This window comes from Variovorax sp. GW821-FHT10B04 (assembly GCF_059415645.1).
In genome coordinates, this window is the sequence record NZ_JBWKNQ010000002.1 from 549,672 (window position 1) to 574,904 (window position 25,233).

Below are 25,233 nucleotides of genomic sequence, written 5' to 3' on the forward strand. Positions count from 1 at the left end.
GCGGCCGCCATCAGAGCGGCACCCACATCAGCGTCGCGAGCGGCGGCAGGTCCATCACCAGCGACTGCGGCATGCCGTGCCAGCCGACGGCCTCGCTGTCCAGCAGGCCGTTTTCCACGCCGCTGCCGCCATAGACCACCGCGTCGGTGTTGAGCAGCTCGCGGTATTCGCCTTCCGCCGGCACGCCCAGCCGGTAGCCCTTGCGCGGTATCGGCGTGAAGTTGCACACCGCGACCACGAAGCTGCCGTCGCGCGCGCGCCGCACGAAGGCGAACACCGACTGCGCCACGTCGTCGTGCACCAGCCACTGGAAGCCGCCCGGCTCGCAGTCGAGTTCGTGCAGCGCCGGGAAATGGCGGTAGACGTTGTTCAGGTCGCGCACCAGGCGGCGCATGCCCTGATGGGAGCCGTTGTGTTCCAGCAGGTGCCAGTCGAGGCTGCGGTCGGCGTTCCATTCGGCCACCTGCGCGAATTCGCTGCCCATGAACAGCAGTTTCTTGCCCGGATAGGCCCACTGGTAGGCATACAGGTTGCGCAGCCCGGCGAACTTCTGCCAGGTGTCGCCGGGCATGCGGCCGATCATCGAGCCCTTGCCGTGCACCACCTCGTCGTGCGAGAACGGCAGCATGAAGTTCTCGGTGTGCGCGTACATCAGGCCGAAAGTGACCTTCTGGTGGTGGTGCTTACGGTGGATCGGGTCGACGCCGGCGTAGGCCAGCGTGTCGTTCATCCAGCCCATGTTCCATTTGTAGTGGAAGCCCAGGCCGCCGTCTTCCGGCGGCCGCGTCACGCCCGGGAAGCTGGTCGACTCCTCGGCGATCGTGATGGTGCCCGGCCGCTCGACGCCGACCACGTGGTTCATGCGGCGCAGGAAGTCGATGGCCTCGAGGTTCTCGCGGCCGCCATGCACGTTGGGCAGCCACTCGCCGTCCTTGCGGCTGTAGTCGCGGTAGAGCATCGAGGCCACGGCGTCCACGCGCAGGCCGTCGACGCCGTAGCGCTCCAGCCAGTAGAGCGCGTTGCCGACCAGGTAGTTGCGCACCTCGCGGCGAGCGAAGTTGAAGATCAGCGTCTGCCAGTCGTTGTGGAAGCCTTCGCGCGGATCGGCATATTCATAGAGCGCGGTGCCGTCGAACTTGCCGAGCCCGTGCGCGTCGGCCGGGAAGTGCGCCGGCACCCAGTCGAGGATCACGCCCAGGCCGGCCGCATGCGCGGTCTCGATGAAGAAGCGGAAGTCGGCCGGTGTGCCGAAGCGCGAGGTCGGCGCGTAGAGCCCGATCGGCTGGTAGCCCCAGGAGCCGTCGAACGGGTGCTCGCTCACGGGCAGCAGTTCGAGATGGGTGAAGCCGAGGTCCCGCGCGTAAGGCACCAGCGTGGCGGCCAGTTCGCGGTAGTCGAGCCATTCGTGGCCGTTCTTGCGGCGCCACGAGCCCAGATGCACCTCGTAGATGCTGATCGGCGCGCCGCGCGCGTTGGCCTCGGCGCGGCCGGCCGGCAGCTTCACGGGGGCGGGCAGCGGCTGAACCACGCAAGCCGTGTCGGGCCGCAGCCGCGCCGAGAACGCGAACGGGTCGGCCTTGCGCAGCACCTCGCCCTGCGCCGACAGGATCTCGAATTCGTAGCTGTCGCCCGCGGCCACGTGCGGCGCGAAGATTTCCCAGACGCCCGAGCCGCGGCGCAGCCGCATCATGTGGCGCCGGCCGTCCCAGTTGTTGAAGTCGCCCACCACCGACACGCGCCGCGCGTTCGGTGCCCAGACGGCGAAGGCCACGCCGCGCACGCCCTCGAACTCGCGCAGGTGCGCGCCCAGGCGTTCCCAGGGGCGCAGGTGCGTGCCTTCGGCCAGCAGCCAGACGTCGGTGTCGCCGAGCACCGGCGGAAAGCGGTAGGGGTCTTCGAGTTCGCTGCTGTGCTTTTCCCAGCGCACGTTGAGCCGGTAGCCGAGCCGCGCCGGCGCGGCCGGGACCAGGCCGGCGAACAGGTCGGAATCGCCCTGTCGGGTTAGCAGCGCGAGCGGATCGCCCGAGCCCGCATGCACCACCGCCACCTGGCGCGCGCCAGGGAGGAGCGCGCGCACCCACAAGCCCTCGCTCGTCCGGTGCGGTCCCAGCGCGGCGAAGGGGTCGCCATGCTCGGCGCGCATCAGGGCGCGGACCTCGGCTTCAGGCAGCACTCAGTGGTTCTCCAAAATAGACGCCATACGGCGGCAGTTGCAGGATCAGGGTATCGCCAGCTTGTTGCGCACCCGTGAACAGGTGTTCGGCCAGGGGCGCGAGCGGCTCCGCCAGTGTCAGCGACGCCGGCTCTGCCGACAAGTTGAACACGGCCTGCAGCGACGCCTTGTCATCCTCACGCGCAAACCACAGCAGCGGCTCCGGCGCGTCGAAGAAGCGCATGCGGCCGGTGCGCAGCAGTGGCTGGCCGCGGCGCCAGGCCAGCAGCGCGCGGCTGAAGGCCAGCATCGATTGCTCATCGGCGGTCTGGCGATCGACCGCCAGCGGCCGGTGCGTGTCGGCCAGCGGCAGCCAGGGCGCACCGGTGGAGAAGCCGCCGTGCAGGCCGTCGGTCTGCCAGGGCATCGGCGTGCGGCAGCCGTCGCGGCCCTTGAATTCGGGCCAGAAGGCGCGGCCGTACGGGTCCTGCAGCAGCTCGAAGGGCACGTCGGCTTCGGGCAGGCCGAGCTCCTCGCCCTGGTAAATGCTGGCGCTGCCGCGCAGCGACAGCAGCACGGCCAGCCAGAGCCGGTCGCGCCGATGGTCGGCCGCGCCGCCACCGCCCCAGCGGGTGGCCACGCGCGGCACGTCGTGGTTCGACACCGCCAGGCAGCCCCAGCCGCCGGTCTTCTCGAGCGCCTTGTCGAGCGTCTCGACCTGGGTGCGCAGGTGCAGCGCGCTGTTCTCGGCGGTCAGCAGGCTGAAGCTGTAGGCCAGGTGCAGGCGCTTGCCGCGTTCGGTGTACTGCGCCATCACCGGCGGCGCGTTCTCGTCGCCGACCTCGCCCAGCGCGACCGCGCCGTGGTCGTCGAGCAGGGCGCGCAGGCGCTCGAGGAAGAGCAGGTTCTCCGGCTGGCTCTTGTCGTACAGATGCTGTTGCATCGCGTAGGGGTTGTCGGCGCGCACGGTGCTGACCCCGTCGATCGCCTCGCGCCGGGCGGGCGGGTTGTCGCGCAGCTGCGCGTCGTGGAACTGGTGGTTGCAGGCGTCGAAGCGGAAGCCGTCGACGCCGCGCTCGCACCAGAAGCGCACTTCGCCCAGCAGCGCCTCGCGCAAGGCGGGGCAGTGGAAGTTGAGGTCGGGCTGTTCGGTCAGGAAGCTGTGCAGGTAGTACTGACGCCGGCGCGAATCCCATTGCCAGGCGGACCCGCCGAACACCGACAGCCAGTTGGTCGGCGGCGTGCCGTCGGCCTTCGCGTCGGCCCAGACGTACCAGTCGGCCTTGGGGTTGTCGCGGCTCGCGCGGCTTTCGGCGAACCAGGCGTGCTGGTCGGAGGTGTGCGACAGCACCTGGTCGATGATGATCTTCAGCCCCAGGCCGTGCGCCTTCGCCAGCAACCGGTCGAAGTCGTCGAGCGTGCCGAAGATCGGGTCGACCGATCGGTAGTCGGACACGTCGTAGCCGAAATCCTTCATCGGCGAGCGGAAGAAGGGCGAGATCCAGATGGCGTCGGCACCCAGCTCGGCGACGTGCTCGAGCCGCGACGTGATGCCGGGCAGGTCGCCGATGCCGTCTCCGTTGCTGTCCATGAAGCTGCGCGGGTAGATCTGGTAGATCACCGCGCCGCGCCACCAGTCCTTGCTGTCCATGCGTGCCTCTGAGCTCTTTTTTCGAACCGCCGGACCCCATGCGAAAAACGGGCCAACGCGCGGTCCGGCAGGCAGGCGCGCGCGGAGCCGCGATAATCCGCCTTCCCCCGGCCGACCCGGCGCCGGGCAGTTTTCAAGCCTCATGAACCCCAGCTACAAACCCGCCGACGTCGAGTCTGCCGCCCAGGCCCATTGGAGCGCCGCCGATGCCTACCGCGTGACCGAAGACGCGCGCAATGCAAAGGGCGACCCGAAGAAGAAATATTACGCGTGCTCGATGCTGCCGTACCCCAGCGGCAAGCTGCACATGGGCCATGTGCGCAACTACACCATCAACGACATGCTGGTGCGCTACCTGCGCATGTCGGGCTACAACGTGCTGATGCCGATGGGCTGGGACGCGTTCGGCCTGCCGGCCGAGAACGCGGCGCTGAAGAACGGCGTGCCGCCGGCCAAGTGGACCTACGAGAACATCGCCTACATGAAGGGCCAGCTCCAGGCCATGGGCCTGGCGATCGACTGGAGCCGGGAGATCGCCACCTGCGATCCGAGCTATTACAAGTGGAACCAGTGGCTGTTCGTGAAGATGCTCGAAAAGGGCATCGCCTACCGCAAGACCCAGGTCGTCAACTGGGACCCGGTCGACCAGACCGTGCTGGCCAACGAGCAGGTGATCGACGGCAAGGGCTGGCGCACCGGCGCCACGGTCGAGCGCCGTGAAATCCCCGGCTACTACCTGAAGATCAGCGACTACGCCGAGGAACTGCTCGAGCACACCCAGCACAAGCTGCCGGGCTGGCCCGAGCGCGTGCGCCTGATGCAGGAGAACTGGATCGGCAAGAGCGAAGGCGTGCGCTTCGCCTTCACGCACGACATCCGGGGCGACGATGGCCAGCCGATCCAGGACGGCCGCATGTACGTGTTCACCACGCGCGCCGACACCATCATGGGCGTCACCTTCTGCGCGGTGGCGCCGGAGCATCCGCTGGCCCAGCATGCGGCCAAGTCCGACCCGAAGGTCGCGGCCTTCATCGCCGAAGCCAAGGCCGGCGGCACGACCGAGGCCGAGCTCGCCACGCAGGAAAAGAAGGGCGTGCCGACCGGCCTGACCGTCACGCACCCGATCACCGAGGAGCAGGTGCCGGTCTGGGTCGGCAACTACGTGCTGATGAGCTATGGCGACGGCGCCGTGATGGGCGTGCCCGCGCACGACGAGCGCGACTTCGCTTTCGCCAACAAGTACGGCATCGAGATCATCCAGGTCGTGCTGGTCGACGACCAGCCGCACTTCGACTATCACAAGTGGCAGGAGTGGTACGGCCTGAAAGACGAGTCCGGGACGCGCAGCGTGACCATCAACTCCGACAACTTCAGCGGCATGCGCTTCAAGGAAGCCGTGGCCGCCGTGGCCCACACGCTCGAGCAGAAGGGCCTGGGCGCGCTGCAGACCACCTGGCGCCTGCGCGACTGGGGCGTGAGCCGCCAGCGCTACTGGGGCACGCCGATCCCGATCATCCATTGCGACGAACACGGCGCCGTGCCGGTACCCGAGAAGGACCTGCCGGTCGTGCTGCCGACCGACTGCGTGCCCGACGGTTCCGGCAACCCGCTGATCAAGCACGAAGGCTTCCATGCCGGCGTGGTCTGCCCGGTGTGCGGCAAGCCGGCCCGGCGCGAGACCGACACGATGGACACCTTCGTCGACAGCTCGTGGTACTTCATGCGCTACTGCGACCCGACGAACGACCAGGCGATGGTCGCGGAGGGCGCCGATTACTGGATGCCGATGGACCAGTACATCGGCGGCATCGAGCACGCGATCCTGCATCTGCTGTACGCGCGCTTCTGGACCAAGGTGATGCGCGACCTCGGCCTGGTGAAGGTCGACGAGCCCTTCAGCAAGCTGCTCACGCAGGGCATGGTGCTCAACCAGATCTATTACCGGCGCGGGCCGACGGGCGGCAAGGACTACTTCCCGCCGCTCGAAGTCACCCCGGTGCTCGACGCGCAAGGCCGCATCACGGGCGGCACGCTGGCCGACGGGTCGTCGGTCGAATACGGCGGCGTCGGCAAGATGGGCAAGAGCGAGCGCAACGGCGTCGACCCGCAGGACCTGATCGAGAAGTACGGCGCCGACACCGCGCGCCTCTACACGATGTTCACCGCGCCGCCCGAGGCCACGCTGGAGTGGAACGACGCCGCGGTCGAAGGCAGCTATCGCTTCCTGCGCCGGCTCTGGAACTTCGGCGTGGCGCAGGCGGCGGCGCCGCGCGACGCGGCCGCCGGCCCGTTCGGCAAGTCGGCCAAGGCGCTGCGCCTCGAAGTGCACACCGTGCTGCGCCAGATCGACTACGACTACCAGCGCATGCAATACAACACGGTCGTGTCGGGGGCGATGAAGCTGCTCAACGCGCTGGAAGGCTTCAAGCCCGACGGCAGTGCCGGCGACGCGGCCGCGCTGCGCGAAGGCCTGGGCATCCTGCTGCGCTGCATCTATCCGGCCACGCCGCACGTCGCGCACGAGCTCTGGAAGGCGCTGGGTTACGACCAGCTGGACGGTGAGTTGCTCGACGCGCCGTGGCCCGTGGTCGACGACAGCGCGCTGGTGCAGGACGAGATCGAGCTGATGCTGCAGGTCAACGGCAAGCTGCGCGGCGCGCTGCGCGTGCCGGCCGCGGCGTCCAAGGCCGAGATCGAGGCCGCAGCGCTGGCATGCGACGACTTCGTCAATTTCGCGCCCGGCGCCGCGCCCAAGCGCGTGATCGTGGTACCGGGCCGGCTGGTCAACGTGGTCTTATGAACGACATCCACCCAACCCGTGCCCTGCCGCGTCGCGCCGTGTTGCGCGGCGCCGTCGCGGCACTGACCGTCATCGGCCTGGCAGGCTGCGGTTTCGAGCTGCGCAAGCCGCCGATCTTTGCGTTCAAGACGCTGGCGGTGATGGGCAACTCGGCCTTCCTGATCTATCTGCGCCGCAACATCGCGTCCGGCGGCACGGTGACGCTGGTCCCGCCCGAGCAGGCCGCCACCGCCGACGCGATCCTCGACGTGCTGGGCGAGAACCGCGAGCGCGTGGTGATCTCCACCAACTCGGCCGGCGAAGTGCGCGACCTCGAATTGCGGCTGAGCATCCGGTTCCGCCTGCGCACGCCGGGCGGCAAGGAGCTGCTGAACACCCAGATCCAGCAACGTCGCGACCTGACCTACAACGAGACCAACGCGCTCGCCAAGGAGGCAGAAGCCGAGATGCTGTTCCGCGACATGCAGAACGACGCCGCACAGCAGTTGCAGCGGCGTCTGGCTGCGGTCAAGGAGCTCTAGGCCGATGCAGCTCGCGGCGGCCCAACTGGCGGGGCACCTGACGAAGGGGGTGCGTTCGCTCTACACGGTGCACGGCGACGAACCCCTGCTCGCGCAGGAGGCCGCCGACGCAATCCGCACGGCCGCGCGCGCGCAGGGCTACACGGAACGCAGCTCGTACACCGTGGCCGGCGCCCATTTCGACTGGAGCGCCGTGCTGGCCGCCGGCGGGTCGATGAGCCTGTTCGCCGACAAGCAGATCGTCGAGATCCGCATTCCCTCGGGCAAGCCCGGCAAGGACGGCAGCGTCGCGCTGCAGCAACTCGCCGAGCAGGCGGTCGGCAACGACGGCACGCTCACGCTCGTGCTGCTGCCGCGGCTCGACAAGGCGACCCGCACCGGTGCCTGGTTCTCGGCGCTGGAGTCGAATGGCGTCGGGCTGCAGATCGACCCGGTCGAGCGCGCCGCGCTGCCGCAGTGGATCGCCCAGCGCCTCGCCGCGCAGGGCCAGCGCGTCAAGCCGGGCGACGAGGGGCAGCGCACGCTGCAGTTCTTCGCCGATCGCGTCGAAGGCAATCTGCTGGCGGCGCACCAGGAGATCCAGAAGCTGGCCTTGCTGTATCCGCAGGGCGAGCTGGGCTGGGAGCAGGTCGAATCCGCGGTGCACAACGTCGCACGCTACGACGTCTTCAAGTTGTCGGAGGCCGTTCTCGGCGGGGATCCGCAGCGTGTGGCGCGCATGCTCGACGGCCTGCAGGCCGAGGGCGAGGCAGAGGTCCTCGTGCACTACACGCTGGCCGAGGACATCCGCGCGCTGAAGCGTGTGAAGGACGCGATGTCCGCCGGCCGCCCGCTGCCGATGGCGCTGCGCGAGAACCGCATCTGGGGTCCGCGCGAACGTGCCTTCGAGCGCGTGCTGCCGCGGCTGGACGACCGCATGCTGGCGCGCCTTCTGCGCGCCGCGCATACGGTGGACGGCATCGTCAAGGGGCTCAAGCAGCCCGACTGGCCGGCCAGCGGCTGGCAGTCCCTGCAGCGGCTCGCCCTGATGCTCTGCCGCGCCGCGCGCTAGGCTCGCCTCCAGGCTGCGGCGCACTTCGTGTCGCCTCCTTCAACCCTTTGCCGGGGGCAACGCCAGCGGCCCGGCGAAGCCGGTTCCCCTGTGTTTCTGCAAAGAGGGATCGATGGAAACATCCTTGCGCGGGAGCGGGCGCGGGCGGAATGGGAAAATGGCGCCATGAACGCGTTCAACGTCACCGAATACATGCAGGGGCTCGGCCTGCAGGCGAAGGCCGCCTCGGCCCTGATGGCCCGGGCCAATGCCGCCACCAAGAACACCGCGCTGAAGGCGCTGGCGCGCCGCCTGCGCGAGGCCGGCGCGCCGCTGGCCGAAGCCAATGCCCGCGACATCGCGCGCGCCGGGTCCGCCGGCCTGTCGGCGCCGATGCTCGACCGCCTCAAGCTCACGCCCAAGGTGCTCGAAACCGTCGCGCTGGGCTGCGAGCAGCTCGCCGCCATGCCCGACGTGATTGGCGAGATCAGCGGCATGAAGCAGCAACCCAGCGGCATCCGCGTCGGCCAGATGCGCGTGCCGATCGGCGTCTTCGGCATGATCTACGAGAGCCGGCCGAACGTGACGATCGAGGCCGCGAGCCTGGCGATCAAGAGCGGCAATGCGGCGATCCTGCGCGGCGGCTCCGAGGCGATCGAGTCGAACAAGGCGCTGGCGCTGCTGGTGTCGGCGGCACTCGAGGAAGCCGGCCTGCCGGTCGATGCGGTGCAGCTCGTGCAGACCACCGACCGCGAGGCCGTCGGCCAACTGATCGCGATGCCGGAGTTCGTCGACGTGATCATTCCGCGCGGCGGCAAGGGGCTGATCGAACGCATCAGCCGCGACGCCCGCGTGCCGGTCATCAAGCACCTGGACGGCAACTGCCACGTCTACATCGACGACACGGCGCCGCTGGACATGGCGGTGAAGGTGGTCGACAACGCCAAGACCCAGAAGTACAGCCCCTGCAATGCGGCAGAGGGATTGCTGGTCGCCGCATCGATCGCCGACGCGTTCCTGCCGGAGATCGGCGCCGTCTTCGCGGCCAAGGGCGTCGAAATGCGCTGCGACCCGGCTGCCGCGCACATCCTGCGTGCCGAGGGCGCGCTGCACGGCGAGCCCGCGAAGATCGTCGATGCGCTCGAATCCGACTGGTCCGAGGAATACCTGGCGGCCGTCATCAGCATCAAGGTGGTCGAGGGCGTCGACGAGGCCATCGCGCACATCAACCGCTATTCGAGCCACCACACCGACGCGATCATCACGCGCGACCACGTGAACGCCCAGCGCTTCCTGCGCGAAGTCGATTCGGCCAGCGTGATGGTGAATGCGAGCACCCGCTTCGCCGATGGGTTCGAGTTCGGGCTCGGGGCGGAAATCGGCATCAGTACCGACAAGTTCCACGCACGCGGCCCGGTCGGCATCGAGGGCCTGACCTCGCTCAAGTACGTCGTGTTGGGGCAGGGCGAGATCCGGAGCTGAGCGTCGACGGGCGCGGCGTCGCCGCGGTGCACTGAATCACAGTGTTTCCGCTTGTCATCTGAGCGGGTGGCCTCAAATCCTACAATCCACCCTTTCCGCAGAACGCGCACCAGAAGGCCGCCGCATGGTCCCCCATCTCGTCACTGCCCTGACCGGCCCGATCAACGAACTCGAACAGCGCATCCTCGATTCCACGCCGGCCATCGAGCGCTGGTTCCGACTCGAATGGATGGAGCACACGCCGCCGTTCTACAGTTCGGTCGACATCCGCAACGCCGGCTTCAAGCTGGCGCCGGTCGATACCAACCTCTTTCCCGGCGGCTGGAACAACCTCACGCAGCAGATGCTGCCGCTGGCCGTGCAGGCCGCCCAGGCCGCGATCGAGAAGATCTGCCCCGAGGCCCGCAACCTGCTGGTGATTCCCGAGAACCACTCGCGCAACACCTTCTACCTGGCCAACATCGCCCAGCTGGTTCGGATCTTCCACATGGCGGGGCTCAACGTGCGGATCGGTTCGATCGACCCCGCCATCAAGTCGCCCAAGAAGATCGAGCTGCCCAACGGCGACATCGTGACGCTCGAACCCGTGGTGCGCACCAAGCGCCGCCTGGGCATCAAGAACTTCGACCCCTGCACGATCCTGCTGAACAACGACCTCTCGGCCGGCGTTCCGGGCATCCTGGAAGATCTTCACGAGCAGTACCTGCTGCCGCCGGTGCATGCCGGCTGGGCGCTGCGCCGCAAGAGCAACCACTTCCGCAGCTACGAGGAAATCTCCAAGCGCTTCGGCAAGCTGCTGGGCATCGACCCGTGGCTGATCAATCCGATGTCGACGCACGCCGAGGGCATCAACGTGGCCGAAGGCGTGGGCATGGACGTGCTCACCAGCCATGTCGACGCGATGCTCACCAAGGTGCGTCGCAAGTACAAGGAATACGGCATCAACGAAAAGCCCTTCGTGGTCGTCAAGGCCGACCACGGCGCACCCGGGCTGGGTGCGATCACGGTGCGTGACGTGAAGGAACTGGAAGCGCTCACTCGCAAGCCGCGCGGCAAGGCGGCAGCGGCGCCCAAGCAGCCGCCGGCGCTCAACGAGCTGATCATCCAGGAAGGCGTGCTGACCAACGAGCGCGTGCACGACGGCGTCGCCGAGCCGGTCGTCTACATGATGGACCGCTACGTGGTGGGCGGCTTCTATCGCGTGCACGCCGAGCGCAGCTCCGACGAAAGCCTGAAATCTCCGGGCGCGAGCTTCGTGCCGCTGGCGTTTTCCGAGAGCTCGCACCTGCCGCAGCCGGGCGCCAAGCCGGGCGCCAGCGCGCCGAATCGCTTCTACATGTACGGCGTGATCGGCCGCCTGGCGATGGTCGCGGCCAGCTATGAGCTGGAAGCGACCGATCCGGACGCCGAGGTCTACGAGTAACACGGTTCGCGCGCCACGAACGGCGCGGCAAAGCCACACCGCGCGCGGTCGCGCTTGCGGTGCCTTGCGGCACGGGCAAAATAGCCGTCCCGCGGCCTTCCGCCCATCGACTCCCTCGTGTCAGCCCCCAAATCCTCCTCCGCCGCGCTGATCATCGGCGCCGTCGGCGTCGTCTATGGCGACATCGGCACCAGCGTGCTGTACGCCACCAAGGAAGTCTTCGGTCACGGCCACGTGCCGTTCACCATCGAGAACGTCTACGGCGTGCTCTCGATGTTCTTCTGGACATTGACCATCATCGTTTCGCTCAAGTACGTCGTGCTGGTTCTGCGCGCCGACAACGAGGGCGAGGGCGGCCTGGTCGCGATGCTCGCGCTGGCGTCCCGCGCGGTGGCCGACAAGCCGCGGCTGCGCAATGGCCTGCTGGCCGTCGGCATCTTCGGCACGTCGCTGTTCTATGGCGACGGTGTCATCACGCCGGCCATCTCGGTGCTGTCGGCGGTCGAAGGCCTCGAGGTGGTGTCGCCGCACTTCCGGCACTACGTGATCCCGATCACGCTGGTGGTGCTGTTCTGCCTGTTTGCCGTGCAGAAGCGCGGCACGGCCGGCATCGGCAAGTTCTTCGGGCCGGTCACGCTCGCGTGGTTCGTGGTGCTGGCGGTGCTGGGCGTTTCGCAGATCGTGAACCACCCGGAAATCCTGAAGGCGCTGAGCCCGTACTACGCGTTCCGCTTCATCTGGGACAACCCGCTCACCAGCTTCATCATCCTGGGCGCGACCGTGCTGTGCGTGACCGGCGCCGAAGCGCTCTACGCCGACCTCGGTCACTTCGGCAAGGGGCCGATCCGCATCGCCTGGTTCTCGGTCGTGATGCCGGCGCTCACGCTCAACTACTTCGGCCAGGGCGCGCTGCTGCTGGAGAACCCGGCCGCCGTGCAGAACCCGTTCTTCATGATGGCACCCGAGTGGGCGCTGGTGCCGCTCGTGCTGCTGGCCACGCTCGCCACGGTGATCGCCTCGCAGGCGCTCATCACCGGCGCCTTCAGCGTCACGCGGCAGGTGATCCAGCTCGGCTATCTGCCGCGCCTGAACATCCAGCACACCAGCGTGCGGTCGGCCGGCCAGATCTACATGCCTTTCGTGAACTGGGGCCTGTTCGTCGCGATCGTGCTGGCCGTGGTGATGTTCCGTTCGTCGAGCAATCTGGCGGCTGCCTACGGCATCGCCGTCACCACCGACATGCTGATCACCACCGTGCTGACCTTCTTCGTGATCCGCTACGCCTGGAAGCTCCCGCTGGCCCTGTGCATCGGCGCCACGTCGGTCTTCTTCGTGATCGACTTCGCCTTCTTCGCGTCGAATTTGCTCAAGCTGCCCGAAGGCGGCTGGTTCCCGCTGCTGATCGGCGGTGGCATCTTCATGCTGATGATCACCTGGAAGGAAGGCCGGCGGCTGATGGGCGAAGTGCAGCGCGCCGACGCGCTCGACCTGCGCAGCTTCCTCGAAGCGGTGTTCGTGAGCCCGCCCGCGCGGGTCGACGGCACCGCGGTGTTCCTCACGGCCGAGCCGGGCAACGTGCCGAACGCGCTGCTGCACAACCTCAAGCACAACAAGGTGCTGCACGAGCAGAACCTGTTCGTCACGGTGCGCAGCCACGAGGTGCCCTGGATACCGATGGACAAGCGGGTCGAGATGGAGGCGCTCGGCCACCACTGCTGGGCGGTCACGGTGCACTACGGCTTCAAGAACGACGTCGACCTGCCGCGCGCGCTCGAAAGCGTGCGCATGCGCGGCTGCCAGATGGAGCCGATGGCGACCAGCTACTTCCTGTCGCGCGACGTCGTCATTCCGACGCTGGGCAGCGGCATGGCGCCCTGGCGCGAGAAGCTGTTCGCGCAGATGCACCACAACGCGAGCGGCGCGGCCGACTTCCTGAGCCTGCCGAACAACGCGGTGGTCGAGCTCGGCTCAAAAATCGAAATCTGAGGGCCGCTCGGCCGCGAGCGCGTCCATGTGCACGCAGATCGCGCCGGGCGTGGTGAACCACACTTCGCCTGCATCGCGCGCCCGCGCCAGGTGCTCCAGGGCGCGCCGCAGATGCCGCAGCCGATACGGCTGGCCGACGATGTACGGGTGCAGCGCGACGCCCATCACCAGCGGCTGCGTGCGCGACTGCTCGCGCATCTCGTCGAAGTTGTCGACCACCATCGCCGAGAAGTCCTTCGCGTCCATCTGGCGCGCCACGATCATCGGGATGTCGTTCAGCTCCTGCGGATAGGGAATGGCCCAGAGGCCGCGGCCGTCGCGCGTCGCCATCCGCGTGGGCTGGTCGTCATGGCACCAGTTGAGCGTGTAGCGGTAGCCGGTCTCGGCCATCAGGTCGGGCGTGCGCAGGCTCTCGGAGATCCAGGGCGACAGCCAACCGGTCGGCGCCCGGCCGCTCTCCGCCGCGATCCGATCGCGGCAGCGCGCCAGCAGCGCGCGTTCCGACGCTTCGGCGTAGTCGCCCTGCCGTTCGGCATTGCTGTGGCCGTGGCCGATCAGTTCGTCGCCGCGGGCCGCCACCGCCTGCATCAACTCGGGACAGTGGTCGTAGAGCGCGGTGTTGACCAGCGCGCCGGTCGGCAGGCCGAGCGCGTCGAACAGGTCGAGGCAGCGCCAGGCACCGACCCGGTTGCCGTATTCGCGCCAGCCGTGGTTCAGCACGTCGGGCTCGGGCGATGCCGGGCCGATCCTGGCGCCCAGTCCGTCGCCGAAGGCGAAATGCTCCAGGTTGAAGCCGAGATACACCGCGAGCCGCGCACCGTTCGGCCAGCGGTAGTCGGGCCGGCGGGTGATCGGCCGGTAGGCGAATCGGTCGTGGGAGGGAAGAAGGTCGGGCCAGCGCGGGTTCATGGCGCCATGTTGCCATCGCGCGCACGGGCGCGCAGCCCCGGCTGCGTCGAGAGGCGGCAAGCTTTGTGCTTGAGGCTCAGCGTATCCTGCCTTGCCCCGTTTCCGCCCATGACCCCCAACGCCACCGCCGCCATGCCGACCCTGCGCCACAGCCGATTCGAGGACGCCCAGGCGATCTTTGCCGGCACGCTGTTCGTGTCGCTCGCGCTGATCCTGTTCAACCAGGTCGGCCTGCTGACCGGCGGCGCGGCGGGCGTGGCCTTCCTGCTGCATTACCTGACGGGCGTGAGCTTCGGCAAGCTGTTCTTCCTGATCAACCTGCCGTTCTACGGTTTCGCCTGGGTGCGCATGGGGCGCGAATTCACCTTCAAGACCTTCATCGCGATCACGCTGCTGTCGGCCATGACGGAGTGGTCGCCCTCGCTGTTCGCGATCGACCGCCTGCATCCGGCCTACGCCGCGGTGCTGGGCGGCCTGCTGATGGGCGCGGGCTGCCTGTTCCTGGCGCGGCATCGCGGCAGCCTGGGCGGCGCGACGATCGTGTCGCTCTACATGCAGGAGAAGCACGGCTGGCGCGCCGGCAAGGTGCAGATGTGCATCGACTGCAGCATCGTCGCGCTGGCCTTCTTCATCATCGCGCCGGGACGGGTGCTGTATTCGGTGCTGGCGGCGGTGGTGATGAGCGTGTTCCTCGCGGTGAACCACAAGCCCGGGCGCTACGTGACGATGTAGGCTTCCTCGCCGCCCGTGCCGCGCGGGGCGATCCCGGCACAATCGCCGGATGCGTTTTTTCAAGGATCTGAGCCTTTCGGCCTTCACTGCGGGCTTCGTCGCGGTGCTGGTGGGCTTCACGAGTTCGGTGGCCATCGTGTTCCAGGCCGCGCAATCCTTCGGTGCCACGCCCGCCATGATCTCTTCGTGGATGTGGGCGCTTGGCCTCGGCATGGGGCTGGCGTCGGCGTTGCCCTCGCTCTGGCTGCGCAAGCCCGTGATGATCGCCTGGAGCACGCCCGGCGCGGCGGTGCTGGCGGTGGCCGGTGCCGGTCACGGCATGGGCGAGGCGGTCGGCGCCTTCATCGTCTGCGCCGTGCTGATCACCCTGGCCGGTGCCACCGGCTGGTTCGAGCGCGTGATGAACCGCATTCCGATGGCGATCGCCTCCGCGCTGCTGGCCGGCGTGCTCGCGCGCTTCGGCCTGCAGGCCTTCCTGGCGGCGCAGACGGCGTTGCCGCTGGTGCTGCTGATGCTCGGCACCTACCTCGTCGCCAAGCGCCTGCTGCCGCGCTACGCGGTGCCGCTGACGCTGGCCGTGGCCATCGCCTATGTGGCGGCGCGCGGTCAACTGGCCTGGGGCGCGGTGCATTTCGACCTCGCGATGCCGGTGTTCACGATGCCGGTCTTCACCTGGCAGGCGGCCGTGAGCCTGGCGCTGCCGTTGTTCGTGGTGACGATGGCTTCTCAGAACCTGCCGGGCGTCGCCGTGATCCGCGCGTCGGGCTACGACCTGCCGATCTCCCGGCTCATCACGCTGACCGGCCTGGCGACGCTGGTGCTCGCGCCCTTCGGCGGCTATGCGCTCAATCTCAGCGCCATCACGGCGGCCATCTGCATGGGCCGCGAGGCGCACGAAGACCCGAAGCGGCGCTACACCGCGGCCGTGAGTTGCGGCGCGCTCTACGTGCTGATCGGGCTGTTCGGTGCCGCCGTCACCGGCCTGCTCACCGCCTTTCCGAAGGAACTGGTCGCGGCGATCGCCGGGCTGGCGCTGCTCGGCACCATCGGCGGCGGCATCGCGGCCGCCGTGCGCGACGAGCCGCACCGCGAAGCCGCGCTCATCACCTTCCTCGTCACGCTCTCGGGCGTGACCCTGGCCGGCATCGGCTCCGCCTTCTGGGGCGTGGTGGCCGGCGCGGTCGCGCTGGCCATCCAGCAGGCCGGCCGAAAGGCCTCCGCCGGCAAGGACATCGCGCCTGCCTGCAAGATCAAGCGCGACCAGAAGGCCGCCGTTGCGCCAGTTGCCCATACGCCAGCCGCAGCGGACACCGCCCCCAACCCGACAGCCGGAAAGCCACAGCCGTGATGAACATCCTCTTCGTCGTCGATCCGCTCGACCAGTTCAAGATCTACAAGGACACCACCTTCTCGATGATGCGCGAGGCCCAGCGCCGCGGCCATCGCATCGCGGCCTGCCTGCCGCAGGACCTGCAATGGGTGTCGGGCGGCCTCGTGACCGCCACCGTGCAGCAGATCACGCTGACCGGCGACCCGAAGGACTGGTACCGCGTGGACATCGTCGAGAACAAGGCGCTGAAGGACTTCGGCGGCGTGCTGATGCGCAAGGACCCGCCTTTCGACGCCGAGTACATCTACGCGACGCACCTGCTGGGCCAGGCCGAGCGCGAGGGCGCGCGGGTCGTGAACAAGCCGTCGGCGCTGCGCGACCATCCCGAGAAGCTCGCGATCATGGAGTTCCCGCAATTCACCACGCCCACGCTGGTCACGCGCAGCGCGGAGGCGGTCAAGTCCTTCCATGCGGAACACGGCGACATCATCCTGAAGCCGCTCGACGGCATGGGCGGCATGGGCATCTTCCGTGTCCGGCAGGACGCGCTCAACCTCGGCTCGATCGTCGAGACGCTCAACAAGAACGGCGCCGAGACCATCATGGTCCAGCGCTTCGTGCCGCAGATCACCGAAGGCGACAAGCGCATCCTGATCATCGCGGGCGAGCCGGCGCCCTTCGTGCTGGCGCGCATCCCGCAGGGCACCGAAGTGCGTGGCAACCTGGCCGCCGGCGGCAAGGGCGTGGCGCAGCCGCTCACGGCACGCAACCGCGAGATCGCCGAGACGGTGGGCCGCAAGCTCGCACCGCGCGGCCTGCTGCTGATCGGGCTCGACGTGATCGGCGACTCGGTGACCGAGATCAACGTGACCAGCCCGACCTGCTTCCAGGAAATCACCGAGCAGACCGGCTTCGACGTGCCGGCGATGTTCATCGATGCGCTCGAAGCGGAATTGAAAAAGCCGCGCTGAGCGCGGCTTTGGGGGCTTTCTAGCAGCGGCCGGCACGATGCCGGCCGGCGTCGCGGAGAGCGGTCAGGCGATCAGAAGTCGACCGAGGCGGTCAGGCTGAAGGTGCGCGGGTTGCCCAGCACCAGGTAGCCGGCGTTGGGGTAGCCGCCGACCGATGCCCAGTAGCTGCGGTCGGCCACGTTGTCGACGCGGCCACGGAAGGTCACCAGCTTGCCGCCGATTTCCGTCACGTAGCGTGCGCCGATGTCGAGCCGCGTCCAGCCTGCAACCTTGAGCGTGTTGGCCGCATCGGCATAGCTGCTGCCGGTGGCCGTCACACGTGCGTCCAGCGACAGGCCGCGAACGCCCGTCACGTCCCATTCGACGCCGAAGCTGCCTTGCGCGTCGGGCACGCCGATGACCTTCTTGCCGTCGGTCGTGCTGCTGCCCGTGGACTTCTGCTTCGCGTCCAGGAAGGTCAGGCCGCCCAGCAGGCGCAGGCCCTTCAGCGGCTCGCCGAACACGTTGAGTTCGAGGCCCTGGTGGCGGTCCTTGCCCGTCGCGCTGTAGTAGGTCGTGACCGGGTCGAAGAAGGCACGCGGCTTGTCCACCGAGAACAGCGCGGCGCTGGCGCCCAGGCGGCCACCGTCGTACTTCAGGCCGACTTCCTTCTGCTTCGCGACGTACGGAGCGAGGATCTCGCCCTTGTTGGCAACCGGTGTGGTGCCCGAGAGCGCGGGTGCGGTGTCGCCCGGCGACAGGCTCTCGACGTAGTTCGCGTAGGCCGACAATTCCTTGGTCGCCTTGAAGACGATGCCGGCCGCCGGGCTGGTGCGGCTCTTGTCGTAGGCGCTGGTCTGGGCGCCGGTGTCGTAGGCATAGCCGTCGATCTGAAGCTGCTGGTGGCGCGCGCCCAGCGTGACGAGCACCGTCTCGTCCAGGAAGCCGAGCGTGTCGCCGACCGCGTAGCTCGACAGGCGCTTCTTGGCGGTGAGCGCCGGCGCAGCGAGGTCGTTGCCGCCGAAGGCAAGCGAGCTGAACGCCGGGACGGTCGTCAGCACCGGGTTGTAGAGATTGGTCGCCTGCGTGGTGAGGAAGTCGAACTTGTAGGCGTTCTTGCGTTCCGAGCCGAAGTACGAATACGACGCCACCAGCGTGTGCTTGACCGGGCCGGTCGCGAGCTTGCCGCGGATGCCGAATTCGCCGGTCTTGACGTTCTCGATCGCCGTGTTGTCGAAGCGGTAGGTCGTGCCGGCGCCGGTGCTGGCGTTGCTGAGGGCCAGGTTGGCCAGGGAGTTCGCTTCATCGCCACGGCGGGCGCCGGCGGCGAACCAGGCGGTCACGTCGTCGGTGATGTCGTATTCGCCGCGCACCGTGCCGAAGGTGTCGCGTTCGTTGGAGTAGCTGCCCGGCTGCGCCCAGTTGGTCGACGCATCGTCGGGTGCCGAGGGAATCGCCGTGAGGCCGTCCACGCCGACATTGGTGCGCGTCTGCTTCAGGCGATGTTCCTGGTGGCCGATGTCGGCCGACAGGCGTGCGTTGCGGCTGCGCCAGTCGAGGCCGACCGAAGCGACGTCGAGCTTCACGTCCTCGTTGTCGACGGAAGTACCGCCGCTGCGATGGGCCGCGTTGATGCGCACGCCCACGCTATCGTCCGGACCGAAGCGGCGCGCCAGGTCGACTGCCGTGTAGAACTGTGAGCCGCTGGCCGTGCCGACCGTGACTTGCGAGATCGGCTCGCTGCCGGCGCGCTTGGGCAGCAGGTTGACCGTGCCGCCGATGCCGTCGCCGCCGGGCGTGGCGCCGGTCAGGAACGCGCTCGCGCCGTGCAGCACTTCAACGCGTTCGAACAGTTCCGACGAGATGTACTGGCGCGGCAGCAGGCTGTAGAGGCCGTTGTAGGCGATGTTGTCGGAGCCCAGCAGGAAGCCACGGATGAAGTACGACTCCTGGAAGTTGCCGAAGCCGCGTGCCACGCGCACCGACGGATCGTTCTGGAGCACGTCGCCGACGCTGCGCGCCTGCTGGTTCTGGATCAGCTCGTTGGTGAAGCTGGTCACGCTGAATGCCGAACTCATGTTGTCCTGGTTGCCCAGGATGCCCACGCGGCCGCCGCGTGCCACCTGGCCGCCGGCGTAGGGCTTGGTCAGCCCTTCGGCCGAAGCGTCGGCGCTGGCTTCGACGGTGACGGTGGACAGCGTGCCGCTGGCGGTGCTGGTCTGGGCGATGGCCGCCAGCGAGTGAAGAGCGAACACCGAGGCGAGGGCGACGGCGCGTACCGGGAATTGGATGGTGGGCATAACGGTTCCCTGTTGTACGAGGGTTGTGCAAATGAGAAGCGTTATTATCTTTGTGGCAGATCGTATCCAATCGCTGACGCGCTCGCGTCGCGGGTCATTCGTTGTTTTTCTGCGACTTCTGCCGTGTCGCGACGGTGGGCGACTGCGTGCCGGCCCGCGCGTGGCCCGCCGCGGTCCGCGTGAAATCAGCCTGCGCGGCTGCCGTCCACGAACACCGCCAGCTCGCCGGGCGCGAAGGCCGTCCAGTGTTCGTCGGTCGTCAATGGCGCCGTGACGATCATCGCCACCCGGTCGGCCGGCGTGGTGTGCTGGGCGAAGTCGATGTGCAGGTCCTCGTCGGCCAGATGGGCGGCGGCAAAGGGATGCTGGCGTTCGACGTACCAGAGGTTGGTCGATGCATGCGCCCAGAGCGCCTGCCCGTTCGACAGCATGAAGTTGAAGGTGCCGTGCTTCGCGGCGCGCGGCGCGAGCTCACGCAGCGTGAGCGTGAGTTCGGCCACGCTGGGCACGTCGGCATGCGACTTGGCCAGCTCCTGCATCAGCCAGCAGAACGCGTGTTCGCTGTCGGTGCTGCCGACCGGATGAAAACTGCCGTGCAACCGCGGCCGGAAATCCTTCAGGTCGCCGTTGTGCGCGAACACCCAGTAACGGCCCCACAGCTCGCGCACGAACGGGTGGCAGTTCTGCAGGTTGACGGCACCCTGCGTCGCCTTGCGGATGTGCGAGATGACGTTGCGGCTCTTGATCGGGTAGCGCCGGATCAGCTCGGCCACCGGCGAATCGCAGGCCGGCAGATGGTCGACGAAGTGGCGCAGGCCGCGGTCCTCGAAGAAGGCGATGCCCCAGCCGTCGGCGTGGTGATCGGTGCGGCCGCCGCGTTGCGCGAAGCCGGTGAAGCTGAAGGTCACGTCGGTGGGCGTGTTGCAGTTCATGCCGAGCAGCTGGCACATGCGGTCAGGTCCTTTTCTCGGTCGGTGTGGTGGATGCGGTCGACGTGGGTTCGCGCAGTTGCCAGGCCGCGAGGATGGCCAGCGCACACAGCGCCGCGAGCATCAGGAAGACGTCGTTGAACGCGGCCAGCCGCGCCGGGCTGGTGGCCGCCTGCGCGAGCGAATCGCCGTGCGCCGCGAGCCGCCATTCGAGCACGATGGCGCACAGGCTCACGCCGGTGGCACCGCCCAGCATGCGCAGGAAGCTGATGGCGCTGGCGCCCTGAGGAATCAGCGGCTTGGGCAGTGGCCGCATCGACCCGAGGTTCAGCGACGGCAGGATGAAGCCCAACCCGATGCGCCCGATGATCGCGAAGGCGACCAGCAGCCACAGCGAGCTGCCCATGCCGAGCACCGGCATCAGCGCGAACGACAGCGCGAGCAACGCCAGGCCGATGCTCACCAGCACGCGCGTCGGCTGGCGGTCCGCCAGCCGGCCCACGCCTGCGATCGCCACCGCCAGCACGATGCCCGCCGGCAGCATGATGGTGCCGACGTGCGAGGCCGACAGGTGCAGCGCAACCTGCATGTACACCGGCAGCAGATAGGTCGAGCCGAACAGCGCCGTGCCGTAGATGAAGGCGACCGCGCTGCCCATGCTGAACTGCCGGTGGCCGAACAGGCCCATGTGCATCAGCGGCGAGCCGCCATGCGCCGCCAGGCGCTTCTGCCACCAGATGAAGAGGCCGAGCGACGCCGCGGCACCGGCGAGCAGCAGCAGGGCCTGCATGGGTGCGTCGCTGCGCAGTTCGACCAGGCCGTTGAGCAGGCACAGCGTGCCGACCGTGCCGATCAGCAGGCCGCGCCAGTCGAGTCCCTTGCCGCGCTCCGCGACCACGCCGCCGGGTGCGGTGACGGGCACATAGCGGTAGGCCAGCCAGATCGAGGCCAGGCAGAAGGGCACGACCATGAAGAAGATCGAGCGCCAGCCGAACAGGTCGACCAGCACGCCGCCGATGCTCGGCCCGATGGCCGGCGCCAGCACCACGCCCATGCCGAAGATGCCGCTGGCGCGCCCTTGTTCGTGCGGCGCGAAGGCGCGCAGGATGATGATGGCGGGGATGGGCTGCACGACGCCTGCAGCCAGCCCTTCGGCCACGCGCGCGGCGAGCACCAGCGCGAAATCGTTGGCCATGCCGCCCGAGATGCCGCCGGCGAGCAACATCAGCATCGTTCCCACGTAGGTGCGCCGGTAGCCGAAGCGCCCGAGCAGCCAGGGCGTGGTCAGCATCGAGACCGTCATCGCGACCATGAAGCCCGAACTGACCCACTGCGCGCGTTCCTGGCCCAGCGAGAAGTGATGGCTCATGCCGGGAATCGCGACGTTGACGATGGTCGAGGACATGATCGACGCCATCGTGCCGACCATCACGGACAGGAGCAGAAGCCAGCGGTAGCGCTCGCCATAGCGGCTCGCGAGGGTCTGCGGGGGTGGTGTTGTCATGGATGGCACGGGCGCGTGGGGAGCGCTGGAATTCGGTATGGCCGGTCTCGTCGGCCCGTCCTACAAGGATATCGGGCTTTTGTCGCCCGGCGTCGCAAATAGCGGCCGGGAGAATCCTCCGGCTGTCACGATCGGCCCGACGGCCCTTCTCGCAAATTCCGCAAATTCCGCAGATCCACCCGGGCACGAGCCGGGGCTTTCCTGATTGCCACCCGAGAACAACGAACACACCATGGATTCCACCCTCACCGACAACGCCGTGCCAGTCGCTCAGGCCACGGCGGACAACGCCCCCGGGGACCAGGGCCAGTCTCTCGCGGCCGACCTGCGCGCTCCGACCATCAGCCGCGCCTACCAATGCCAATGCGGACGGCCCGTGTTCCTCGGCAACAGCCAGTGCCTGGCCTGCAGCACGCCGCTGGGCTATGTGATCGACAGCCTGGGCGTCGTGCCGCTGGCACCGGCCGGGCACGACGGTGCGGAGCCCGACACCTTCACCGTGTTCGGCGACACGGGCGGCAAGGCCTGGCGCCGTTGCGCCAACTTCCTCACCGCGGCCGGCTGCAACTGGATGGTGCCGGCGCCGCGCCATGGCGACGACCCGGCCAGCCACCATTGCGATGGCCTGTCGCCCGGCTACTGCCTGTCGTGCAGCGTCACGCGCACCATTCCCGACCTGTCGATCGAGAGCAACGGCATCCTCTGGCGCAAGCTTGAGCAGGGCAAGCGCCGGTTGATCTCGCAGCTCCTGGCGCTCGGCCTGCCGGTCGTCACGCGGCTGACCGATCCGGTGCACGGGCTCGCCTTCGATTTCCTGAGCAACCTGCCCGGTGGCCCGCATGTGCTCACGGGCCACGAGCAGGGCGTGATCACGCTCAATGCCGAAGAGGCCGAAGACGCCGTGCGCGAGCGCATCCGTGCGGAGATGCGCGAGCCCTACCGCACGCTGGTCGGCCATTTCCGCCACGAGATCGGTCACTACTACTGGGATCTGCTGGTCTTCCCCACGCCCTGGATCGACGACTTTCGCGAGCTGTTCGGCGACGAGCGGGCCGACTACGCGACGGCACTGCGCACCCATTACGAGAACGGACCTCCGCCGGACTGGGCCAATCGTTTCGTCACCAGCTATGCCAGCTCGCATCCCTGGGAGGACTGGGCGGAGACCTGGGCGCATTACCTGCACATGGCCGATACCGCCGATACGGCGATGAGCTTCGGTGTGGACGCACAGAACGTCGAACTGGCCAGCGACCTCTTCGAGCCCACCGATCTCTGGCAGCCGGAACATCCCGATGCGGCGAAGTTTCTTGATTTCCTGAACGGCTGGGTGCGGCTGACCAACGTTCTCAACGAGCTGTCGCGCAGCATGGGCCAGCCCGATTACTACCCCTTCGTGCTGCCGCGCACGGCGGTCGGCAAGCTGCAGTTCATCCATCAGGTGATCACCCAGCAGCGGCACGACCAGAGCGATGCGGCGGTGGCGGCGCAGCAGGACGGCATGTCGCAAGGCGAGGATCCGGCTGCGACACCAACTGCCGCAGTCGAGGCACCGACGCCGCCGGCATCGCCGTCGCAGGCGCAGACCCAAAGTCAGACGCAGAGCCAGGATGGCGGCCTGCAGAACCAGCAGGAACCGGTGGTGGGTTAAGCGCCGGGCGTGGGGTGAACTGCCGCCGCGGCGGCGCAGCGTGCACAGATGCAGGCGCGGCCACGCAAGGGCTCGGGCACCTGCGCGCGCAGCGACTCGGTGAAGGTCGCGCTCATGCACCAGCAGGGCGGCTGCGCCAGTCCGGTCTCGCGTTCGATTTCCATCGCACACACGTTGGCGGTGCCGCAGATCGGGCAGTGTGTGGCATCGACGTTCACCGCCGCTGCCGGTTCGGCAACGGCGGTGATGGGTGGGCGGATCGCGGGCATGGCTGCATTCTCATGCAGCCCGCGCGAGTCGGCGATCAGCCCGGCAGCAGCACCTTGTTGACGACGTGGATCACGCCGTTCGACTGGTAGACGTTGGCGATGGTCACCATGGCCGTACCGCCCTTGGCGTCGGTCACGTAGACCTTGCCACCGCTGGCCGTCGCCGTCAGCGTGCCGCCGCTGGCGGTCTTCAGCATCGCCTTGCCGCCACCCGCCGTGATCATCGCCATCAGCGCTGCGGCATCGAGCTTGCCCGGCACCACGTGATAGGTCAGGACCTTGGTCAGCGTGGGCTTGTTTTCCGGCTTGAGCAGGGTGTCGACCGTGCCGGCCGGCAGCGCCGCGAAGGCATCGTTGGTCGGCGCGAACACGGTGAACGGGCCAGGGCTCTTCAGCGTATCGACCAGGCCCGCGGCCTTCACGGCGGCGACCAGCGTGGTGTGATCCTTGGAGTTGACTGCGTTGTCGACGATGTCCTTGGTCGGGTACATCGCTGCACCGCCGACCATCGGGTTCGACATGCCGCCCGACATGCTGTTGCCGGACATGCTGGACATGCCGCCGTCCTTCATGCCCATGCCGCCTGCGCAGGCGCTGAGAAGGATCGAGACGCCGACGGCCGTGATGAGTTTCTTCATGGATGACTCCTGTGACTGGATGTGAAGGTGATGTGACGACGCTGGTGAACCGCCAGCCATGCGGAAGCGCCTGGGCGCCTGCAATGGATACGCGCCGGGGCGCGTGGCGGATTCATGCGTCGTTCAATTGCCTTCGCTCCGGTGTCACGAGACCGGACCGCGGTGGGCTTCAGTCGGCCGCGGCGCTGCCTCCGAGGAAGCTGAAGCGCTGCGCCAGCGGCTGCGTTTCGGGCAGCACGTAGATCACGCCACGCGTGTTGCCGAGAGCCGGCTTCACGTGCGCGTCATAGAACGCGGCCGGCACGTTGATGCAGCCATAGGAGATGCGGTTGTCGGCGATGGTCGGCGTGGCCAGTCGTTGCGCGCGGCGTTCCGACTTGTTGCTCGTGCGCACGCGATGCATCGACACCGCGGCGTCGTAGTCGACCCAGACGATGTCCTCGCCCTGCATGTTGCGCCCCGGCTCCGAGATGAAGCGGCCGGCCGGCGTGGTGCGCTCGGACGGCTTGATCTGCGCCATCGGCCGCTCACCGATGCCGGGCACCGAGTCATCGCCCCGTGCCGCACCGAGCAGCACGGGCGTCGTGCCGCTCAAGGTGCCGTCGCCGCGAAAGATGAAGAGCCGCGCATTCTTCTTGTCGACGATCGCGAAAGGCTGGCCCTTGTTGTCGCCCGAGTGAACGGCGCTGCGCACCAGCATCTGGACGTCGGCGGACGCTGCCACCGAGGCTTCATTGCGCGCCGGTGACGCTGCAGCAGCCGATGCCGCCGTGCCTGCCGTGCCGAGCAAGGCAAGACCGAGGACGAACGTGGCGCGCATCGCGCCGTGCCGAAGGGAGGATGGGTGTGTCATGAGGACCTCGCGAAGGCGTGCAACGGGCCGTTGCAGGAATTGAAAGGCAATGAGCGGCGTGTTCGGTGCGCGACACGCACGATGCCGGGATGGACCTGCGCCCATCCCGGCATCGCGTCGGGC

19 protein-coding genes are annotated in these 25,233 nt (G+C 68.1%); 10 read left to right on the top strand and 9 right to left on the bottom strand.

Annotated features, from left to right (window positions below; translation table 11 throughout):
- Positions 1 to 10 precede the first annotated feature (10 nt).
- Together glgB and AC07PZ_RS07635 are read right to left on the bottom strand one after the other, a co-directional pair.
- Entirely contained in the window at positions 11 to 2,173 is a 2,163-nt protein-coding gene (gene glgB / locus AC07PZ_RS07630; protein ID WP_495294443.1) for a 1,4-alpha-glucan branching protein GlgB, read from the bottom strand.
- On the bottom strand, positions 2,163 to 3,803 hold the full coding sequence (locus AC07PZ_RS07635) for an alpha-glucosidase family protein (protein ID WP_495294444.1): 1,641 nt from the start codon (positions 3,801 to 3,803) through the stop codon (positions 2,163 to 2,165). Before AC07PZ_RS07635 ends, glgB begins: the two co-directional genes overlap by 11 nt.
- Before the next feature lie 142 nt (positions 3,804 to 3,945).
- On the opposite strand from AC07PZ_RS07635, the gene leuS reads away from it, so the two are divergent.
- The 6 genes from leuS to AC07PZ_RS07665 all read left to right on the top strand — a co-directional run bounded on the left by leuS (position 3,946) and on the right by AC07PZ_RS07665 (position 13,045).
- A complete protein-coding gene (gene leuS / locus AC07PZ_RS07640; protein WP_495294445.1) occupies positions 3,946 to 6,603 on the top strand; it encodes a leucine--tRNA ligase in 2,658 nt (885 codons plus the stop codon).
- Entirely contained in the window at positions 6,600 to 7,124 is a 525-nt protein-coding gene (locus tag AC07PZ_RS07645; protein WP_495294446.1) for an LPS-assembly lipoprotein LptE, read from the top strand. The genes leuS and AC07PZ_RS07645 overlap by 4 nt, the downstream gene beginning before the upstream one ends.
- A gap of 4 nt (positions 7,125 to 7,128) precedes the next feature.
- Entirely contained in the window at positions 7,129 to 8,175 is a 1,047-nt protein-coding gene (gene holA / locus AC07PZ_RS07650) for a DNA polymerase III subunit delta (protein ID WP_495294447.1), read from the top strand.
- Between the two features lie 165 nt (positions 8,176 to 8,340).
- A complete protein-coding gene (locus AC07PZ_RS07655; protein WP_495294448.1) occupies positions 8,341 to 9,636 on the top strand; it encodes a glutamate-5-semialdehyde dehydrogenase in 1,296 nt (431 codons plus the stop codon).
- A 124-nt stretch (positions 9,637 to 9,760) separates the two neighbouring features.
- Positions 9,761 to 11,059, top strand: a complete 1,299-nt coding sequence (gene gshA / locus AC07PZ_RS07660) for a glutamate--cysteine ligase (protein WP_495294449.1) — start codon at positions 9,761 to 9,763, stop codon at positions 11,057 to 11,059.
- Between the two features lie 117 nt (positions 11,060 to 11,176).
- Entirely contained in the window at positions 11,177 to 13,045 is a 1,869-nt protein-coding gene (locus AC07PZ_RS07665; RefSeq protein WP_495294450.1) for a potassium transporter Kup, read from the top strand.
- Here the strand turns inward: AC07PZ_RS07665 and AC07PZ_RS07670 are convergent.
- Entirely contained in the window at positions 13,028 to 13,954 is a 927-nt protein-coding gene (locus AC07PZ_RS07670) for a polysaccharide deacetylase family protein (RefSeq protein ID WP_495294451.1), read from the bottom strand. The two genes, AC07PZ_RS07665 and AC07PZ_RS07670, sit on opposite strands and share 18 nt — an antisense overlap.
- A gap of 108 nt (positions 13,955 to 14,062) precedes the next feature.
- Here AC07PZ_RS07670 and AC07PZ_RS07675 point away from each other — a divergent pair, with 108 nt between their 5' ends.
- From AC07PZ_RS07675 to gshB, 3 genes are read left to right on the top strand one after another with little or no spacing between them, the layout of a single operon-like run.
- Entirely contained in the window at positions 14,063 to 14,686 is a 624-nt protein-coding gene (locus AC07PZ_RS07675) for a YitT family protein (protein WP_495294452.1), read from the top strand.
- A 49-nt stretch (positions 14,687 to 14,735) separates the two neighbouring features.
- On the top strand, positions 14,736 to 16,034 hold the full coding sequence (locus AC07PZ_RS07680; RefSeq protein ID WP_495294453.1) for a benzoate/H(+) symporter BenE family transporter: 1,299 nt from the start codon (positions 14,736 to 14,738) through the stop codon (positions 16,032 to 16,034).
- On the top strand, positions 16,034 to 16,987 hold the full coding sequence (gshB, locus tag AC07PZ_RS07685) for a glutathione synthase (protein ID WP_495294454.1): 954 nt from the start codon (positions 16,034 to 16,036) through the stop codon (positions 16,985 to 16,987). Before AC07PZ_RS07680 ends, gshB begins: the two co-directional genes overlap by 1 nt.
- 71 nt (positions 16,988 to 17,058) lie before the next feature.
- Here gshB and AC07PZ_RS07690 read toward each other — a convergent pair whose 3' ends face one another.
- The 3 genes from AC07PZ_RS07690 to AC07PZ_RS07700 all read right to left on the bottom strand — a co-directional run bounded on the left by AC07PZ_RS07690 (position 17,059) and on the right by AC07PZ_RS07700 (position 21,699).
- Positions 17,059 to 19,266, bottom strand: coding sequence for a TonB-dependent receptor (locus AC07PZ_RS07690; protein ID WP_495294455.1), 2,208 nt, complete (start codon positions 19,264 to 19,266; stop codon positions 17,059 to 17,061).
- Between the two features lie 185 nt (positions 19,267 to 19,451).
- Positions 19,452 to 20,216: a class II glutamine amidotransferase gene (locus AC07PZ_RS07695; protein ID WP_495294456.1), complete on the bottom strand. Its 765-nt coding sequence runs from the start codon at positions 20,214 to 20,216 to the stop codon at positions 19,452 to 19,454.
- Positions 20,217 to 20,220: 4 nt separating this feature from the next.
- The gene (locus tag AC07PZ_RS07700) at positions 20,221 to 21,699 is read right to left on the bottom strand and encodes an MFS transporter (RefSeq protein WP_495294457.1); all 1,479 of its coding nucleotides are present in this window, start codon (positions 21,697 to 21,699) and stop codon (positions 20,221 to 20,223) included.
- Between the two features lie 232 nt (positions 21,700 to 21,931).
- On the opposite strand from AC07PZ_RS07700, the gene AC07PZ_RS07705 reads away from it, so the two are divergent.
- The gene (locus tag AC07PZ_RS07705) at positions 21,932 to 23,350 is read left to right on the top strand and encodes a zinc-binding metallopeptidase family protein (RefSeq protein WP_495294458.1); all 1,419 of its coding nucleotides are present in this window, start codon (positions 21,932 to 21,934) and stop codon (positions 23,348 to 23,350) included.
- Here the strand turns inward: AC07PZ_RS07705 and AC07PZ_RS07710 are convergent.
- The 3 genes from AC07PZ_RS07710 to AC07PZ_RS07720 form a co-directional block, all read right to left on the bottom strand.
- A complete protein-coding gene (locus AC07PZ_RS07710) occupies positions 23,347 to 23,619 on the bottom strand; it encodes a cysteine-rich CWC family protein (protein WP_495294459.1) in 273 nt (90 codons plus the stop codon). The genes AC07PZ_RS07705 and AC07PZ_RS07710 overlap by 4 nt on opposite strands.
- 35 nt (positions 23,620 to 23,654) lie before the next feature.
- Positions 23,655 to 24,176: a fasciclin domain-containing protein gene (locus AC07PZ_RS07715; protein WP_495294563.1), complete on the bottom strand. Its 522-nt coding sequence runs from the start codon at positions 24,174 to 24,176 to the stop codon at positions 23,655 to 23,657.
- A 250-nt stretch (positions 24,177 to 24,426) separates the two neighbouring features.
- The gene (locus AC07PZ_RS07720) at positions 24,427 to 25,110 is read right to left on the bottom strand and encodes a L,D-transpeptidase (protein WP_495294460.1); all 684 of its coding nucleotides are present in this window, start codon (positions 25,108 to 25,110) and stop codon (positions 24,427 to 24,429) included.
- Between the last annotated feature and the right edge of the window lie 123 nt (positions 25,111 to 25,233).

Coding starts and splice junctions, on each gene's coding strand:
- AC07PZ_RS07635 (WP_495294444.1), bottom strand. CDS start 3,803: ATGGACAGCAAGGACTGGTGGCGCGGCGCGGTGATCTACCAGATCTAC.
- leuS (WP_495294445.1), top strand. CDS start 3,946: ATGAACCCCAGCTACAAACCCGCCGACGTCGAGTCTGCCGCCCAGGCC.
- AC07PZ_RS07645 (WP_495294446.1), top strand. CDS start 6,600: ATGAACGACATCCACCCAACCCGTGCCCTGCCGCGTCGCGCCGTGTTG.
- holA (WP_495294447.1), top strand. CDS start 7,129: ATGCAGCTCGCGGCGGCCCAACTGGCGGGGCACCTGACGAAGGGGGTG.
- AC07PZ_RS07655 (WP_495294448.1), top strand. CDS start 8,341: ATGAACGCGTTCAACGTCACCGAATACATGCAGGGGCTCGGCCTGCAG.
- gshA (WP_495294449.1), top strand. CDS start 9,761: ATGGTCCCCCATCTCGTCACTGCCCTGACCGGCCCGATCAACGAACTC.
- AC07PZ_RS07670 (WP_495294451.1), bottom strand. CDS start 13,954: ATGAACCCGCGCTGGCCCGACCTTCTTCCCTCCCACGACCGATTCGCC.
- AC07PZ_RS07675 (WP_495294452.1), top strand. CDS start 14,063: ATGACCCCCAACGCCACCGCCGCCATGCCGACCCTGCGCCACAGCCGA.
- AC07PZ_RS07680 (WP_495294453.1), top strand. CDS start 14,736: ATGCGTTTTTTCAAGGATCTGAGCCTTTCGGCCTTCACTGCGGGCTTC.
- gshB (WP_495294454.1), top strand. CDS start 16,034: ATGAACATCCTCTTCGTCGTCGATCCGCTCGACCAGTTCAAGATCTAC.
- AC07PZ_RS07690 (WP_495294455.1), bottom strand. CDS start 19,266: ATGCCCACCATCCAATTCCCGGTACGCGCCGTCGCCCTCGCCTCGGTG.
- AC07PZ_RS07695 (WP_495294456.1), bottom strand. CDS start 20,216: ATGTGCCAGCTGCTCGGCATGAACTGCAACACGCCCACCGACGTGACC.
- AC07PZ_RS07700 (WP_495294457.1), bottom strand. CDS start 21,699: ATGACAACACCACCCCCGCAGACCCTCGCGAGCCGCTATGGCGAGCGC.
- AC07PZ_RS07705 (WP_495294458.1), top strand. CDS start 21,932: ATGGATTCCACCCTCACCGACAACGCCGTGCCAGTCGCTCAGGCCACG.
- AC07PZ_RS07710 (WP_495294459.1), bottom strand. CDS start 23,619: ATGCCCGCGATCCGCCCACCCATCACCGCCGTTGCCGAACCGGCAGCG.
- AC07PZ_RS07715 (WP_495294563.1), bottom strand. CDS start 24,176: ATGTCCAGCATGTCCGGCAACAGCATGTCGGGCGGCATGTCGAACCCG.
- AC07PZ_RS07720 (WP_495294460.1), bottom strand. CDS start 25,110: ATGACACACCCATCCTCCCTTCGGCACGGCGCGATGCGCGCCACGTTC.